Annotated in this window: 11 protein-coding genes, 3 tRNA genes and 1 pseudogene; 4 read left to right on the top strand and 11 right to left on the bottom strand. The window is 39.6% G+C overall.

Features of this window, described 5'->3' with window-relative positions; all coding sequences use genetic code 11:
• Nucleotides 1-134 precede the first annotated feature (134 nt).
• Complete coding sequence (gene hcp / locus H8R91_RS04780; protein ID WP_186935099.1) at nucleotides 135-1,772, bottom strand: hydroxylamine reductase; 1,638 nt, start codon at nucleotides 1,770-1,772, stop codon at nucleotides 135-137.
• Between the two features lie 150 nt (nucleotides 1,773-1,922).
• Entirely contained in the window at nucleotides 1,923-3,023 is a 1,101-nt protein-coding gene (gene hemW, locus H8R91_RS04775; protein ID WP_186935098.1) for a radical SAM family heme chaperone HemW, read from the bottom strand.
• A gap of 283 nt (nucleotides 3,024-3,306) precedes the next feature.
• Here hemW and H8R91_RS04770 point away from each other — a divergent pair, with 283 nt between their 5' ends.
• Together H8R91_RS04770 and H8R91_RS04765 are read left to right on the top strand one after the other, a co-directional pair.
• Nucleotides 3,307-4,896: a peptide chain release factor 3 gene (locus H8R91_RS04770; protein ID WP_186935097.1), complete on the top strand. Its 1,590-nt coding sequence runs from the start codon at nucleotides 3,307-3,309 to the stop codon at nucleotides 4,894-4,896.
• Nucleotides 4,896-6,302 (top strand): aminotransferase class I/II-fold pyridoxal phosphate-dependent enzyme, encoded by a 1,407-nt coding sequence (locus H8R91_RS04765; protein WP_186935096.1) that lies wholly within the window; start codon nucleotides 4,896-4,898, stop codon nucleotides 6,300-6,302. Before H8R91_RS04770 ends, H8R91_RS04765 begins: the two co-directional genes overlap by 1 nt.
• 114 nt (nucleotides 6,303-6,416) lie before the next feature.
• Here the strand turns inward: H8R91_RS04765 and H8R91_RS04760 are convergent, their stop codons facing one another.
• Both H8R91_RS04760 and H8R91_RS04755 read right to left on the bottom strand, forming a co-directional pair.
• On the bottom strand, nucleotides 6,417-7,133 hold the full coding sequence (locus H8R91_RS04760) for a hypothetical protein (RefSeq protein WP_186935095.1): 717 nt from the start codon (nucleotides 7,131-7,133) through the stop codon (nucleotides 6,417-6,419).
• Nucleotides 7,130-8,509 (bottom strand): Mur ligase family protein, encoded by a 1,380-nt coding sequence (locus H8R91_RS04755; RefSeq protein ID WP_186935094.1) that lies wholly within the window; start codon nucleotides 8,507-8,509, stop codon nucleotides 7,130-7,132. The genes H8R91_RS04760 and H8R91_RS04755 overlap by 4 nt, the downstream gene beginning before the upstream one ends.
• Nucleotides 8,510-8,776: 267 nt before the next feature.
• Here H8R91_RS04755 and H8R91_RS04750 point away from each other — a divergent pair, with 267 nt between their 5' ends.
• Both H8R91_RS04750 and H8R91_RS04745 read left to right on the top strand, forming a co-directional pair.
• Entirely contained in the window at nucleotides 8,777-10,876 is a 2,100-nt protein-coding gene (locus H8R91_RS04750) for a MutS-related protein (protein WP_186935093.1), read from the top strand.
• Between the two features lie 236 nt (nucleotides 10,877-11,112).
• Nucleotides 11,113-11,526, top strand: coding sequence for a hypothetical protein (locus H8R91_RS04745; RefSeq protein WP_186935092.1), 414 nt, complete (start codon nucleotides 11,113-11,115; stop codon nucleotides 11,524-11,526).
• 426 nt (nucleotides 11,527-11,952) lie between these two features.
• Here the strand turns inward: H8R91_RS04745 and H8R91_RS04740 are convergent.
• The 7 genes and pseudogenes from H8R91_RS04740 to H8R91_RS04710 all read right to left on the bottom strand — a co-directional run bounded on the left by H8R91_RS04740 (nucleotide 11,953) and on the right by H8R91_RS04710 (nucleotide 17,176).
• Nucleotides 11,953-12,028: transfer RNA gene (locus tag H8R91_RS04740), tRNA-Gly, on the bottom strand.
• A 37-nt stretch (nucleotides 12,029-12,065) separates the two neighbouring features.
• A tRNA-Val gene (locus tag H8R91_RS04735) sits at nucleotides 12,066-12,141 on the bottom strand.
• A 54-nt stretch (nucleotides 12,142-12,195) separates the two neighbouring features.
• Nucleotides 12,196-12,270, bottom strand: a tRNA-Cys gene (locus H8R91_RS04730).
• Between the two features lie 109 nt (nucleotides 12,271-12,379).
• On the bottom strand, nucleotides 12,380-13,378 hold the full coding sequence (locus H8R91_RS04725) for a nucleoid-associated protein (RefSeq protein WP_186935091.1): 999 nt from the start codon (nucleotides 13,376-13,378) through the stop codon (nucleotides 12,380-12,382).
• 568 nt (nucleotides 13,379-13,946) lie between these two features.
• A complete protein-coding gene (locus H8R91_RS04720) occupies nucleotides 13,947-14,849 on the bottom strand; it encodes a site-specific integrase (RefSeq protein ID WP_436286326.1) in 903 nt (300 codons plus the stop codon).
• Between the two features lie 166 nt (nucleotides 14,850-15,015).
• Nucleotides 15,016-16,818: pseudogene (locus H8R91_RS04715) on the bottom strand (VirB4-like conjugal transfer ATPase, CD1110 family); the annotation flags it as partial.
• Nucleotides 16,811-17,176 (bottom strand): PrgI family protein, encoded by a 366-nt coding sequence (locus H8R91_RS04710; protein ID WP_186935090.1) that lies wholly within the window; start codon nucleotides 17,174-17,176, stop codon nucleotides 16,811-16,813. The gene H8R91_RS04710 and the pseudogene H8R91_RS04715, both read right to left, overlap by 8 nt.
• Nucleotides 17,177-17,227: the final 51 nt, after the last annotated feature.

Raw genomic sequence — 17,227 nt, 5'->3', positions numbered from 1 at the left:
AAATCGGGCAAAACAAGCAGAATGTTTTGCCCGTGATTTTTATTTTTATCAAAAGTTGGGGTAAATATCAGTCAGTGAAAAATTTGACGAACTCTTATAATTATTTAATAATAACCGTGCGTTAAACACCAATCTTACTTATTAAAGAAAAGTTTTATATCGTCCTCTACAGAACCGATACCGCTTATTCCGAAGTTTTCTACAAGTACATTTAATACATTCGGAGAGAGGAAAGCAGGGAGTGTAGGGCCGAGATGGATGTTTTTGACTCCGAGGTAAAGCAAAGAGAGAAGAACGATTACGGCTTTTTGCTCATACCAGGCAATATTGTAGATAATTGGAAGTTCATTAATGTCATCAAGACCGAACACTTCTTTTAGCTTAAGTGCAATAACCGCAAGCGAGTAGGAATCGTTGCACTGACCTGCATCGAGAACACGGGGAATACCGTTTATATCGCCGAGATTAAGTTTATTGTATTTGTATTTTGCACAGCCTGCGGTGAGAATTACCGTATCTTTTGGCAATGCTTTTGCAAATTCGGTGTAGTAATTTCTTGACTTTGCTCTGCCGTCACAGCCTGCCATTACAATGAATTTCTTGATGTCGCCGTTCTGCACGGCCTCTACGATTTTATCTGCAAGAGAAAGTACCTGATTATGAGCAAATCCGCCTACAATCTCGCCTCTTTCGATTTCAACGGGAGGTTTGCATTTTTTTGCAACTTCAATGATTTCCGAAAAATCTTTTATTTCTCCGATTTCGCCGCCGATGTGTTTTACACCCGGATAGCCCGCTGCGCCTGTTGTAAACATTCTGCCTTTGTAGCTGTCCTTTGGCGGTACAATACAGTTTGTAGTCATAAGAATTGCGCCGTTAAAGCTCTCAAACTCTTCTTTTTGTTTCCACCATGCGTTGCCGTAATTGCCGACAAAATGGCTGTATTTTTTAAAAGTAGGGTAGTAGTGCGCAGGCAACATTTCCGAATGAGTGTAAACATCTACTCCTGTATCTTTTGTCTGTTCTAAAAGCATTTCAAGATCTCGAAGATCGTGACCCGAAACAAGAATTGCAGGGTTACTGCGTACACCGATGTTGACTTTTGTAATTTCGGGATTACCGTATGCGGAAGTATTGGCTTTGTCAAGCATAGCCATTCCGTCAACGCCGAATTTACCTGTTTCAAGCGTCAGTGCTACAAGGTCGTCAACGGACAGTGTATCGTCAAGCAACATTGACAGCGCTCTCTGTAAGAAAGCGTCAAGCTCTTCATTGTCTTCCATAAGAACATTTGCGTGTTTGCTGTATGCCGAAAGTCCCTTTAAACCGTAGGTTATAAGTTCCCTAAGACTTCTTATGTCTTCGTTTTCTGTGGCAAGTACGCCGACTGTAGCCGCTTTTGCCGCAAATTCACTTTCATTTCCGTTCCATAAAGATGCGCTTGGAAGTGCTGATTTATCGGAAACTTCTTTTAACAAATTCTCTTTTACTTTGAGGGTTGTTTTAATGCGTTCAACGATAACATCTTTGTCAAAATTTGCGTTTGTAATTGTTGTGAAAAGGTTGAGAGTAATAAGATGATTTATGCTTTTGTCAATCTGTTTTCCCTCTGCTCTAATTAGTGTGGTAACTGCCGAAATGCCCTTTGTAACATATACGAGCAAGTCCTGCATATTTGCGGTATCAGGCTTTTTGCCGCATACACCACTTACTGTACAGCCTGAACAATTAGCTGTTTCCTGACATTGATAACAAAACATTTTATAATCCATAGTTGCCTCCAAAATATTTATTTATACAATTGTAAGTTGTTGTAATTACTTACCTTGTGGTATAAGTATAATATTTTTCGGTCGGCAAATATGTTGTTACGGCAACGAAATTAAAATTAACATTATTTTATAAAATTGTTAAAAATTAAGTTATATTAAATCGGCGAGTATTGTGTTTGAAACCAAAAAGCCTTTTGGAGTAAAAGAAAAAGAAGTGCCGTTGTGTTCCATAAAACCGTTTTTTACATACAAATCAGTTTTTTTGAAAAAACTCTGCGGCAACGGAGTACCGTATTTTTTGGCATATTCTTCGGTATCGAGTCCCTTTTTTAATCGCAAAGACAGCATAATAAATTCTTCGGCAGTGCCGCCCTCGCCGTCATTGATAATTTTGTTTGCTTTGAAATTCTCTATACTTCTGTCATAGAAAAATCTTTTACCGTTAAAGAACGAATGGGCGGACGGGCCTATTCCGATGTACTCGCCGCACTCCCAATAGCTTGAATTATGTCTGCTTTCAAAACCTTTTTTTGCAAAATTTGAAATTTCATATTGCATATATCCGTATTGTTCAAGCAATTCAACTGTATATAGGTAGAGTTCGGCCTGCTCGTCATCGCTCGGAAGATTTAATTTTGATTCTATTTGCGCAAATTTTGTGTTTTCCTCAATTTTTAAAATATACGATGAAATATGAGTAACTCCGCATTGAGCGCAAAAGTCAACGGATTGTTTTAGAGTTTCCTTTGTTTGCAGAGGAATGCCTGTCATAAGGTCAAGCGAAATGTTGGTAATTCCCGTAGCTTGTGCAAGCTCTGCCGTATGTTTTGCGTCTTCGGCGGTGTGTATTCTGCCGAGCTTTTTTAATTCGGCGGGTACTGCGCTTTGCATACCGATTGACAAGCGGTTAAAGCCTGTACTTTTCATTAAGGCAAAATCAAGTTTTTTTCCGCTGTCAGGGTTTACTTCAACCGTGATTTCCGCATTGCTTTCGAGTGTAAAATTTTCTTTTACGGAACTAAGAATATCGCAAAGCCTTTCCGCTCCGAGAACGCTCGGAGTGCCTCCGCCGATATATACGGTCTTTACAGTTCCGTTAAAGTGATTGCTCCAATATTTTAATTTTTCTTTTAAAGCAATAACATAGTCGTTATATTCATATTCGCCCGCCCTTGTGCTGTAAAAATCGCAGTAAGGGCATTTGCTTTTGCAAAACGGGATATGCAGATACAGTCCGATTGATTTACTCATAATAATCTCCGTAAAAGAATTTGAGGCAGAAGTAAAACTCCTGCCCCGATTTGGAAGGTATATGAAAAAATAGGAAAAAACAAAATATAAAATGAATTTATTACCTTCATCAACTATATATTACAATAAAATTACATATTTGTCAAGCTTTTGTAGCAATTGATTTTTTATATACCGTAAAACAAATATTTTTCGTCCGTTTTATTGACATATATATAATAAAAATAGTAAAATATAGTATTGTAGAAAAGTATGTAAAATGATTCCGAAAGGATTGTAAAAGATGAGTTCATTAAACGAAGAAATCAGCAAGCGCAGGACTTTTGCGATTATTTCGCACCCTGATGCGGGTAAAACAACACTTACAGAAAAACTCCTTTTATACGGCGGAGCAATCAATCTTGCAGGCTCTGTAAAGGGCAAGCGTACTGCAAAGCACGCAGTATCGGACTGGATGGAAATTGAAAAACAGCGTGGTATTTCCGTTACTTCTTCTGTTTTGCAGTTTAAGTATAACGGCTACTGCATAAATATTCTTGACACCCCCGGACATCAGGACTTCTCCGAAGATACCTACCGTACACTTATGGCTGCCGATTCGGCGGTAATGGTAATTGACGGTTCAAAGGGTGTTGAGCGACAGACTATCAAACTTTTTAAGGTTTGTGTAATGCGCCATATTCCGATTATTACATTTATCAATAAGATGGACAGAGATGCGAAAAATCCTTTTGATTTGCTTGAGGATATTGAAAATGTACTCGGTATTCATACCTGCCCTGTAAACTGGCCTATCGGTTCGGGTAAAGAATTTAAGGGTGTGTATGACAGAAATTCAAAGAAAATTCTTGCATTTACCGCTAACAACGGTCAGAAAGAAGTTGAGAAAAACGTAATTACTCTCGATGACCCGAACATTGATGATGTAATCGGTATGTACCACAGACAGGATTTGTTTGATGATATTGAACTCCTTGACGGTGCAGGCGATGACTTTGACCTTGAGGCTGTAAGACGAGGCGAGCTTACTCCCGTATTCTTTGGCTCGGCTCTTACAAACTTCGGCGTAGAGCCGTTCCTTGAGCAGTTTTTAAAGATTACAACCTCACCTCTTGCAAGAGAAACAGTTGACGGCATTGTTGAGCCGATGTCTGATTATTTCTCTGCATTTGTATTTAAAATTCAGGCAAATATGAATAAGGCGCACCGTGACAGAGTTGCGTTTATGAGAATTTGCAGCGGCAAGTTTGAGAAAAATATGGAGGTTTACCACCTTCAGGGCAATAAAAAAATGCGTCTTTCTCAACCGCAGCAGATTATGGCGCAGGAGCGTGAAATAGTGGAAGAGGCATATGCAGGCGATATTATCGGTGTGTTTGATCCTGGCATTTTCTCTATCGGCGATACAATCTGTTCACCGGGCAAAAAAATTCAGTTCAAGGGTATTCCTACCTTTGCACCGGAGCACTTTGCACTCGTTCGTCAGAAAGACACAATGAAAAGAAAGCAGTTCATAAAGGGTACAAGTCAGATTGCGCAGGAAGGTGCAATTCAGATTTTCCAGGAACTTGACGCAGGTATGGAAGAAGTAATTGTAGGCGTAGTAGGCGTGTTGCAGTTTGATGTTCTTAAATACCGCCTTGAAAACGAATACAATGTTGATATTATTATGGAAAATCTGCCTTACGAATATATCAGATGGATTGTAAATAAAGATGTAAATCCAAAGGAACTTGACCTTGCGTCAGATACAAAGCGTATACAGGACTTAAAAGGCAATCATTTGTTGCTGTTTACAAGTTATTGGAGCATTGACTGGGCGCTTGAGCATAACAAGGGACTTGAATTAAGAGAGTTTGGCACTGACTGGTAATGCTGTACGATAAATTAAAAAAATATTCAAAAAGCGGAGTGTATCCGTTTCATATGCCGGGACATAAACGCAATCTTATGCTTTGTGACGGCATAATGCCTTATGAAATTGACCTTACAGAGATTGACGGCTTTGACAATTTGCATAATGCGGAGGGTTGTATTCTTGAAGTGCAGAACCTTGCGGAGAAATTATATAATGTTAAGAAAGCGTTTTTGCTTGTAAACGGCGCAACGGGCGGAATATTATCTGCTGTTCGTGCCATGACCGACAGGGGAGATAAGGTGATTGTTGCCCGCAACAGTCACAAGTCTGTTTATAATGCGCTTGAGCTTTGCGGATTAACCCCAAAATATATTGTGCCGAAAGTTGATAAAGAGTTTGGTATAAACTGTTCGATTACACCGTTGCAGGCAGAAAAAGCAATCAGGGAAAATCCCGATGCAAAGCTGTTGATTATTACTTCGCCGACCTATGAGGGAGCAGTATCAGATATAAAAGAGATAAGCAGAATTGCGCATTTACATAATGTGTCGGTACTTGTTGACGAGGCGCATGGAGCGCATTTTCCTTTTTCGGACAGCTTTCCTGTTGAGGCAATACAGTGCGGAGCAGATGTGGCGGTGGCAAGTTTGCATAAAACTTTGCCGTCACTTACACAAACTGCGCTTTTGCTCACTTCAAACGAAGAATTAATCAATCCTCTTGCCGAAAACCTTGCAATTTTTGAAACCAGCAGTCCGTCATATGTTTTTATGTCGTCAATCGAAAAGTGCCTTGATTTTTGTAAGAATACAAAGGCTTTTGATGAATATATAATCAGGCTTAATTCTTTTGACGAAAAATGCCGAGAATTGAAAAATATAAAGGTTCTTTGCTGTGGCAATGATAATATTAAAAATCATAATTTTTTTGATTTTGATATTTCTAAAATTACCGTGTCCGTAAAAGGACTGAATATTAACGGCGTTCAGCTTGCGGACAAACTTAGAAACGATTTTAAAATTGAGCCTGAAATGGTATGCTCGGACTATGTTTTACTGATTACGACAGTTTGCGATACTGATGAGGGCTTTGCAAGACTTGTAAATGCGTTACAAAGCATTGACAGCGAATGTTCTGCAAAAGAATTAAATTATAATAATCTGCTTCTTTCACAGCCTTGCATAGCACTGAATCCTTGTGATTGCAGCGGCAAAAGCGGAGATTTTTACAGATTGAAAAACAGTATTAATAAAATTTCACTTGAGTATGTGTGGGCATATCCGCCCGGGATTCCGATTGTGGCAAAGGGCGAAGTTATAACTCAAGAAATTGTCGATACAATTTTTATGCAGATTGAAAACGGTATAAATGTGTATTCTACCAAAGGCAAAGTTCCTAAAGAGATACTTTGTTGTGAATGATTATATTTAATAAGCAGTAGGAATACTGTAAAAGTATTATTGAATAGTTTAAAAATAGGACCTATAATTAAAGCCTGTCGATTAAATCAACAGGCTTTATGCTTAAAATATTAATTACAAAATAAATTTAGTCTTTGGATTTTCAAACTCTGCTTTGCGAATTTCAAAGGCTTTTTTTACATCGTCTTCAAATGCGAGTGCGGTGTTTTCGGCGCCCATAAGTTTTAATAATCTTTTTGTAAATGCGGGGTTATTTACAAGGAGCGGTCCGAGCTGTGCCGTGGCAATTGCATTGTTCACCATAATGCCCTCTTTATCGGACTCTTTATTAATACCGATTCCCTTAATGCATTTGACAAAGAAACAATCGGAATTATCACCAAACCAATATGTAAACTGGCTTCTGAAACCGAGAATTTCTGTTCCGTCTGCCATTGTGCCGTGGTTAAGACCGTTAAATCTTGTATATTGCTCACGCTTTGCGGTAAACGGAAAAATATTAAGCGCAGGGATTTTTCTGCCGTCATAGTTTTCTATCTCTTTAAAAAGAATTTCTCCCGAATTGCCCGTGAAAAGCATAGGAGTGCCGTTGTCAATCAATTCTTTGAGTCTGTCACGGTAGGGGAGCAGAGCTTTTATTATAAGCTCTTGATTTTTTTCGTTTGACGGTGCAAGGTAAATTAAATTTGGCTGTTCGTCTGCAAAAAGCGGTTTGTCACCAAATGCGGTTGAAATAAATTCAGCGTTTGGCAAACATTTTTTCAGGTATTTCATATTGCCCATATCGCCGAAAAGATTGCATATTTCAGGGAATAGAATTTCTATTTTCATTGTTTTGCACCCCTTTCAGCCATTCTGTCACTGATTGTATTTTTTGAAATTGCGGCGTAAGATGTTGTGTAAACATCATAAAGGAAGAAAATTGTATCTGCTTTGTCAAGGTCAACTTCATTTGCCGCATCGGACTCTTTTTCAACACAAGTAATTTTTTCTTCGGGAACGCCTGCAAGCAGAAGTCTTACCTTGTAGTCAGTACGGCGAACACCGCTGCAAATTACCTGTGTAATTGAATCGTCATTTAAAAATTCAAAGTCGGTATCGTATATCCAAGCTGTGTTTTCGCTTGTTTCTTCGGCGTCGCCGAGGTCGTCAAGCATAAGTACAACGGCTTTTTTGCCTGTGTGATTTTTAATGGAAGAAAATACTCTTGAGCAGGCTACGGGGTTCTGTCCCTTTGCAACACTCATAATAACCTGTTTGTCGCCGATTTTTTCTTCGTCATAACGGCTCTTTACAATTTCAAGTTTTTCAACGGATTTCTTAAGCTGCTCTGCGCTAAGACCAAATTCGGAGAGAACGGCAATCGCACCTGCAAGGTTGTAGGTATCCGTAACAGAAGTACCGACTGCTTTAAAATCAGCCTGTTTGCCCTTGAGTGACATTGTAATTCTTCCGGTGCTTTCGTTTACCTTTGTAACATCGTAATCGGCTTTTGGCGAACGGAAACCGCATTTTGTACAGTGAGCCGTACCGATATGATGATAACGGCGGAAGTCATATTCAAGTCTGCTGCCGCACTCGGGGCAAAGCGGAGTGTCGATGATTATTGTATTCTCATTGAGAACCTCGTTGTCCTGCTTCTCAATGCCGAAATATACTCTGTCATTGCCTTTGGCAAGTCTTGCACTTACAAGGTCGTCTGCATTTAAAACAAGTTTTGTCTGCTTTGGAATGTGCTTGTCCAGAATGTCGAATATAAATTCAGAGTGAGCATTACGCTTGTAAGAATCTCTGAAAAGGTTTGTGCAGAGTAAGTATGTCGGATGAACATACGGATATATAAGTCTTGAACTGCGTTCATCAAGCTCAAGTACAGCAAGGTCTTTTACTGTTTTGCCTCTCAAATTAACGGCGGAGATCAAGGTTGTTGCCACACCGCCGAGAATGTTACTGCCTGCACGGTTATTTACAGGAGAATACCCGTTGTCTGCAAGAATATCGTTAATCATATTTGCAGTTGTGGTTTTGCCGTTTGTGCCGGTTATGCCGATGATTGTTTTCGGCTTGTCCATTCTGCCGAGAAAATCGGGGCAGATTTTCATAGCAAGTACGCCCGGCATATGAGTACCGTTGCGGTGCATTACAGAAAGTGCCACAGTCGCAAGCTTTGCGGCATAAAGCGCCGCAAAAAATCGAATACCTTTCATTTATAAAGCTCCTTTAATTACTGATTATAAATTTTATTATAGCAAATTGAGCATAATAGTGCAAGGCTACGAGTACATAAAACAGACTAATAAATCACAATAATTTTATTATATTTTTAAAAATCTTAAATGTTTGACAATCTGCAACAAAAAATCTTTGACATTTAACGAAAATAATGTTATTTTATATATAGTGAAAGTTTAACAATATATTAAACTTAACTTTATGAAGATATAGATATTTTTTATAAAAGGCGGTATAATCTTATGGCTGAAATAAGTTTGTTGAATCCGCAAAATTCAAAAGCGGTATTCAAGAGCCTGACAAAAGAAAGTATAAACGACCTTTCACTTGATTTTATTTGTAAGGCGCTTACCAAAAGTGAATATGAGCAAAATGTTATAATGAAAATTATGACCGAAATTACAGACGATGCAGAAACCGTGAAATATAGGGGAGATGTGTTTGACGATTTTCTTAGATTTCCGAAACTGCGTGATTCTCTTGCTCAACTTCTTGAAGAACTTAACGAGTTGCGTGACATTTCAAGATTTCAAAAGGACACCGAGGCATCTTCTTTATGGAAGTTGATTAACCGTCTGCGAGAGATTGACGGTTATGTTAATTGCATTACAAAAATAAAAGAATGTCTTGAAAGTCTTGATATAAAGTCGGAGGGATTGCTTACCCTGAAAAAAGAAGTTACCGATATTTATGCCAACAGCGGTTTTCCGCAGTTAAAAGCCGACATTAACGAAACCTTTGCCAAGGTGCAAAAAGTAAAGAGCATTACGATAGGAGTAAATCTTGATGATTTGTTAAGACCGAAAAATGCGGGAATTTTGTCGCTTAACGATAAGGCTTTTACATCTTCAGGACTTATGCAGCATTTTATGAAGTTTACCAACAACGGAGATGAAATTCATTTCGGTACAGATATATCGGATATTAAGAAATTTCACCCGTCAAGTCCGAAGTTTAAGGAAAATGATATAGGAATCGGTACTCTTGACGCAGTGCCGACAAATGGTAATCCTCATATAACCTCAAGCGGATTGACAGGCGCCGACCCGCTTTCGGACAGCCTTAAAAAGGCGGTAACCGATATTTATGCCAACAGCGGTTTTCCGCAGTTAAAAGCCGACATTAACGAAACCTTTGCCAAGGTGCAAAAAGTAAAGAGCATTACGATAGGAGTAAATCTTGATGATTTGTTAAGACCGAAAAATGCGGGAATTTTGTCGCTTAACGATAAGGCTTTTACATCTTCAGGACTTATGCAGCATTTTATGAAGTTTACCAACAACGGAGATGAAATTCATTTCGGTACAGATATATCGGATATTAAGAAATTTCACCCGTCAAGTCCGAAGTTTAAGGAAAATGATATAGGAATCGGTACTCTTGACGCAGTGCCGACAAATGGTAATCCTCATATAACCTCAAGCGGATTGACAGGCGCCGACCCGCTTTCGGACAGCCTTAAAAAGGCGGTAACCGATATTATGAGAAAAACAGTCCGTGACATTCAGAGCGTGCTTACAAAGTATGTAAATATCAGCGGATACACGCTTTCTGCACTTATGCCTGAAATCGTTTTTTATATAAGGTGGGCAGAGCTGGTTGAAAAAATCAGAGCAAAAGGACTTGCTATGTGCAAGCCCGAAATCCTGCCGTCGGAAAACAGAGAGATTTTTGCCAAAGGCGTGTATAATCTGAAACTCGGCATAAAGCGTGTGAACGGAGAAGAATTTAATATCGTGGCAAATGATATTGATTTTGACGACGAATCAGGCAGAATTTATATTCTTACGGGTCCGAACAGGGGAGGAAAGACCACTTTCACTCAAGCTGTCGGTCTTGCTGTTTTGCTTGCTCAAAACGGTATTTACGCACCTTGCCGTGAGCTGAAAATCAGTCCTTGCGATAATATTTTTACGCATTTTCCGGCAGATGAAAACGACACAGTTGACCTGGGCAGACTTGGCGAAGAAAGCAAAAGACTTGCGGAAATTTTTGATATTGCAACCGAAAACAGTATGCTTTTGCTTAATGAAAGCCTTGCAACCACAAATGTATCGGAGGGTTTGTTTATTGCAAAAGATGTCGTGCGGGCAATGCGTTACCTCGGAGTAAGGTCTGTGTTTAACACACATATGCACGATTTGGCTAAAAACCTTGACGAAATGAACACCAAAACAGAGGGCAAAAGTATTGTACAAAGCCTTGTAACGGGAGTTGACAACGGTGAACGCTCGTTTAAAGTTTACATTTCACCGCCGCAGGGAAGCAGTTACGCAAGAGATATTGCAAAAAAATACGGTGTAACTTTTGAACAGATAAAATTAAATATTGATAAAACATAATCGGGGATAATTATGTTGAAGAAAGCTGTCGCAGCGGAAGTTTTAATGAGAAGTTATATATATCGGCAGGCACATATACAATAAAAATTTCGGCATACGAAAAAGTAACGGGAAAGTACAGCGTTGACTTTACTTTTACGCCGTTTTATGAATCTTTCTCCGAAACCGAGGAGGGTTCAAACAATACTCTCGAAACCGCAAACAATGCGGAAACCGAAACCATTTACAGCGGACTTTTGACAGAAACCGACAAGGTGGATATTTTTAAATACAGTTTTGACAAGAAAGCAATGCTTGCGGTTCTTGCAACATCTCATATTGACAGTGTGAATGTATATCTTTTAAATGAAAAGGGCGAGGTTATTAACAGTAAAACTCTCGGTAAAGATGAGAAATATACATTCGTAACATCTGTGGCAAAGGGCGGTACTTGCTATGTGGCATATGTAAGCGCAGACAACTCTACGGGCAGTTATGAAATTGATACAACAAAGGCTGTATTCGGAGATTTTAACAGCGACGGTAAGATTGATGTTAATGACGCAACGATTTTGCAGATGTTTATTTCGGACGGACATAAATTATCCTCCCAAAAGCAAAAAAGTTTACTCAATTTTTTCAAAAATTGCGGGTTTGGGCAGTGCCCATAAAAATTTTCTGATATAACAATTTATCAGGCGCAAACAGCCACGCTGTTTGCGTGCTAAAACCAAGTTTGTTAAAACAGGCGACAGCCATTAAAAAAACCTATATTTTTTTAATGAAATAACGAATTTCTTTTCTTATTGCTATCGCTTTTTAAGGCTAACGCCGTTGTGTTCAAGCCGCCAAACAGCAAGCTGTTTGGCTATCGTCAGATTGCATAAACGGAAAGTATTTGTGGGCTTTGCCCACACCCACGACCTTTGAAAAGGTCGACCAAACTTTTATAATTACTTGCCGAAACAATTTGCTAAACCATAATTTATTATTACCCCAATATTAAAAATAGAACCTTAAAATAGAACCTATTTATCAAAAGTTGGTATATAGTTAAAAAGCACTCGTCTTTTGACGAGTGCTTTTTTAATGTTTTTTGGAGCGGATGACGGGGCTCGAACCCGCTACCTCCACCTTGGCAAGGTGGCGCTCTACCAGATGAGCTACATCCGCATAATAAAAAGGGCAAAGGCATAAAACTTTTACCCTTTGGTGGGAACAATAGGACTCGAACCTATGACCCTCTGCTTGTAAGGCAGATGCTCTCCCAGCTGAGCTATGCTCCCATAAAGTTATTGTTATTTGTAAAAGCACCTCTTACGAAGTGCTTTTACAAAATTTGGAGGCGACACCCAGATTCGAACTGGGGAATCGGAGTTTTGCAGACTCGTGCCTTACCACTTGGCTATGTCGCCGAAATACTGTAATCTCAATCAGCGATATTGATTATATCAAATACGGATCGATTTGTCAAGCATTATTTAAAAATTATTCAAAAATTTTTTACGAATTAAAAAAGCGGGTTTATCTGTTTATAAGTTTGCCGATATTTTTAAGTGCGATTGAAATTGTGCCGTCGTTGTTGTTGATAAACTCAATATATCTGTCATCTTCAAAATATTCTACGGGTACGGTTATTTCTATGCCCGTATCGGTTTTTATTTTCTGACTTTTGATGGCTCTTACGGCAGATGCTTTTTCGATTTTTAAGTCTTTGGGTATTTCTTTTTCTTCGATTTTCTTTTCAAATGCCTCTTGCATAATTGGTGACTCCGAAAAAATATTTTCGGCAAGTTCCTGTGTGGAAATGGTGTCGGATTCCTCGCAGTTTTCGACAATGTAGCTTTTTGCCTTTGAAACGGCGACTGCCGAGTTTACTCCGTATTCTTCGGCGACCTCGTTTGCGGTTTCCCTTACGATTTTTACAGCCTCTTTTGCGGAAACGCCCGATGAACATTCGAGCAGTATTTCCGGAAGTACATATACGCTGTTGCCGTCGATTTGGCGCTTTTTATCAGAAAAATGTATTTCTCCCGTTTTCATATTTATAATCGCATATGAATCTATTTTTTGCGACGGGGCAGGCAGGATAGCGTAATGCTTCATAATTTTGTTATGAATACCGTTTTCATCTGTAATTACCTGATGAGTATAGGCGGATTTGTTGGTTATAAGCAGAATTGCAAAGTAGTCGGAATCGTCATTTATATAATCTGCCGCAACAAAATCTATTGCGTCAAGTTTGTCGGAAAGAGAAATATTCTCATAAAGAACATTGGCAATTTGTGAAGTGAAATCTATAAATTCAAGACCTTTGTTGCCGTATTCCGTCAGCGCCGCCGCAAAACCGCTGTCGGCATTAAAAGTACCGCTTTTTCCCGCGGAATCCTTGTGAAGTTTTTCAAGGTGCTTTTGAAGAAATGTGCTTACCGTATCATCTGTACAGTCAAGTTCGTTTTGAGAAAAAACGCTCATTCCCGAATTGAAGTCAAGTATATGTAAAACAGCTCTTTTAATAATCATATCATTTTTCCTAATCTGTGTAATATTTTGTTAAATAAAAACGAATATCGAATAATCAGGCACAGGCCGCCGACATTCCGTTGAAATTTATTATATTCTCATATTAAATAAAAATCAAGAGATACAGAAAAACCCGCACCGAAAGTCATAAAAACAACTCCTCGGTGCGGGTTTAGTTTGGCGTGCCAAAAGGGAATGAACCCCCGACCTTCTGCTTAGGAGAAGCCTCGGAGGGGCATTTTTTATTCCCTCGAAATCCTCAAAAATCCTTGATTTTACTGGCTTTTCCAGGGGTTCACTGTCAATAAATTCTCGTCTAAAACCTGCTAATTTTTCGTGGTTTTTTGCCTTCCTTTTAGCAGGTTATTAGCAAATGCAAAGAAATATGGGAAACATCATTGAGTTAATCTGTAACCCATAAATCACAGGAAACGCATTTCAAGTTTAAGCATTCTCTTATGCAAATAAGAAATCTGTGTCCAAATATTATAATGGCTTTTCGTCTTGATTTCAAGGTTTTTCAGGCATTACAAAAGGCAACCCTGACGGATTGCCTTTTTTTGTATGACTAAATTGTTTTTGCTAAAGCCTTTAACAATGCTGCTGTATCCGGGTTTGATAACAGTTTTGCGAGCAAGGCAGCGTTTTCGTCTGCACTGTTTTCAACAGGCTCTTCTTCAACTTTGCTCTCTTTTTGAACCTCTGCCATCGGGTCAAGCAATTCAACCGAAGTTTCAAACTTGGGCATTGGAGCAGTTTTTCCTTCCTCCACATTTTTGAGACCTTTTGCATTGTAGAACTGTTCCTCAAACTTCTGTGCATTGTATCGCCTGTCCTCGTCAATGATATGGCTGTAAACATCGGCAACCATATCCATTCGGGCGTGTCCTGAGTCGCCCTGAACCAATTTCATATCGCCGCCGTTCCATTTCAGCTTGTAGCTTATACTTGCGTGACGGAAGCTGTGAAACACCACATCGGGTAAGTTGTTGTACTGTATCAGCTTTTTCAAAGCACGGTTGATTACCTGACCTTCCATCGGTTTGCCAGACGAATGGCAGAATACCAAGTTATAATCCAAATACTCATCACCGAATAGCTCTTTCATTTCGTCAATCTGCTTTTTCCTCTCTAACAGCATTTGAGCTACGGTTGACGGCAAGAAGATTTTTCTCACACTGGTTTTGGTTTTCGGTGTTTTCAAAACAAGTGATGTTTGCGTATTTGACAGAGTTCTCGGAAATACACGGATAATGTCCTTATTATCAAGCACCTCCATTACATCTCTGTTTACTCGCTGAAGTTCCTTATCTACATAGATGGAAGCATTGTTGTCTCTCAAGCTTTCCTCCGATATATCAACACAATCCCAAGTCAGTCCGAGCATTTCTCCAATTCGTAGTGAACAAGCAAAGGAAAGATTGATAGCTAAAGAGAGAATATCATCGTCGCACACTTCGAGAGCGTGCATAAGCGTTTCCGCTGTCCAAATCTCTCATTTTTGATGTTCCTCTTTCGGTAGGGTTGCATTGATAACCGGATTTCTTGTCATCAGCTCCCATTTTACTGCCTGATTAAAGGCAATTCTTAAAAACTTATGGATTTCTCTTACTGTATGTACAGTCAGATATTCGTTCTTTTGCAAAGGTATTGAGAGAACCATTGGTAAACAACTCAATGGCAAGGGCAATTTCTCTTGCTTCCGGTTCGTCCTGTTTAAGAAGCTCTGCACGGAAGTCTTGCAAGGTCGGAACTGTACCTGTATATCCTCTTTGCTGATATTCACGATATACGCTTGCAGTACAGCGGTCAATAATAGACTTCTGTTTTGCTCCGAGATTTGTTCCGCCTATAAGTTGCTCGCAAAGTGACATAATGAACTCGGATTTGAGAATTACCGGGTTTGCACCGTCACCGTATTCCTTGTTCATATTCATCGCATTGATATGGCTCGGAGAAGTAGCGGAAATATTGATGATTTCGCCGCCGAGAGCCTTGACAAGCTGAGAATATTCTCGCTCAGGGTCGATGATAATAACATCTGCGTCGGAGGAAAGAATGATATTTTCAATCTCTCCCTTTGCTGCAAAGGATTTACCGCCACCGGATACGCCGAGGATAAAGGAATTACAGTTAAGGAGCTGTCTGCGGTCGGCGATAATCATATTTTTGCTGATAACATTCTGACCGTAGTAAATGCCGTTCTCGTGGTAAATGTCCTGAACACGGAAAGGAATAAATACTGCAAGGCTTTCCGTAGTCAAGGTTCTGAAAGCGTCAATCTTTCTCGTTCCAAATGGCATTGCAGTGTTTAGTCCGTCCATCTGCTGATATTTCAGTACCGCAAACTGACACAAATGCCTTCTTGCCGTAGCAAGCAGAGCTTCGGTGTCGTTATCGAGTTGTTCTTTAGAGTCCGCAGTATGAACCATAGTGAGTACAGCGACCATCATTCGCTGATCACGAGTGGTAAGGTCATCAAGGAACTCTTTCATTTCTTTCTTCTGCTGCTCCATATCATACGGAACTGTGGCAGAAAAGTTGTTATTCATATTCTGCTTTCTCTGACAGTTGGTAATATTGGTTTCAACACCGAGAAGTCGGCTCTCGGCTTCTCGTACCGCTTCGTCCGTAGGAACAGGGATAATGTCAATGGACATCATCAGATTGCGGTTAAGGTCGGTAAGCTCGGCAACCATACTGTCTTTGATATAGGAAGCGTACTCACGCAGAAAAAGGACTCTCCCGTAACGGTCTCCCATTTTGAAGTAGTCCTTTTCAAATTCCATTGTATCCGGGCAGACATAATCCTTGAAGTCGTGTCCCTTTTTTCGTGTTTCCCTGATGTTGAAGTGATAAGAGGTTTCCTCGCCGACACGGAAGAAATCGTGGACAATTCTAAGCCTCTCATCGGTTTCAAGCTCAACGCACTTGCTGCCAAGTCTTGCGAAGTGTCCAATCAAATTTGCGCCCACACGTGCAAAATAGATTCGTGCGTCATCCACATTCTTTTTGTTGATGGAGATAGTGACATATTTGTCCTGAACAATAGCATTTGCCCCGGTTGCTTTATCAAGAAGCATTTTGTTGTATTCTTCTCGATACATATCCAGCTTATCTCCGGCTTCGGGAATAAGTATAGTTTTTTCAAAGTCCAAACGGTTGAGCCGTCTGTTGTTAATAGTGAGTTTTGTTGTAGCACCGCTATCCAAAGGGTTAAGCAGTTCGGAATATTCAAGGAACATAGCATCCTTATCCTCACGACTCGCAACGGCGTAGTTAATATCCGTAAACTTAAAGCTTTTGGAATATTTGTCCTTGCCCACACGGAAAATACCGTCATCATAGATAGCGTAAATGGGAATACAATCCTGCACTCCCTTTGGCACTACAAACTTTTCTTTATCCTGCTTGAACAGGTTTGAAAGTGTTTTAATCATTGTTCTTATATGCCTCCTTCTGTTTATTTTCAATAATTGGTTTCATCAGTTCGTAGTAAGTATTAGTGGAATGAAAGACGAGTTTCTTAGGCATAAGAAATTCCGACTTAATAAAAGCCCATAAAAACTTTTCAGCGGTCATTCCGTTGTATTTCACAAAACCGAGAGCTGCAAAGGGTGCTGCTCCCAATATACAAACCCACGATACTGTTTCTGTTCCTAAATGCGGTTTCAACAGGAAATACAATCCTACCGCAACACCGCAGGCAAGGACAGAAAAAATGAACTGTCTTAACGACAGTCCAAAGAACATTGACTCTGTGTAATTTCGTATTTCTCGGTTAATTTTAATTTCCATAATAATCCTTTCTTGGAAAAAGAAAAACATCAACCATTTCTGATTGATGTT

Source organism: Ruminococcus intestinalis, assembly GCF_014288065.1.
GTDB lineage: Bacteria > Bacillota > Clostridia > Oscillospirales > Acutalibacteraceae > Ruminococcoides > Ruminococcoides intestinale_A.
Note: the sequence above shows the minus strand (reverse complement) of the source record. Positions and strands in the feature narration are given on the sequence as shown.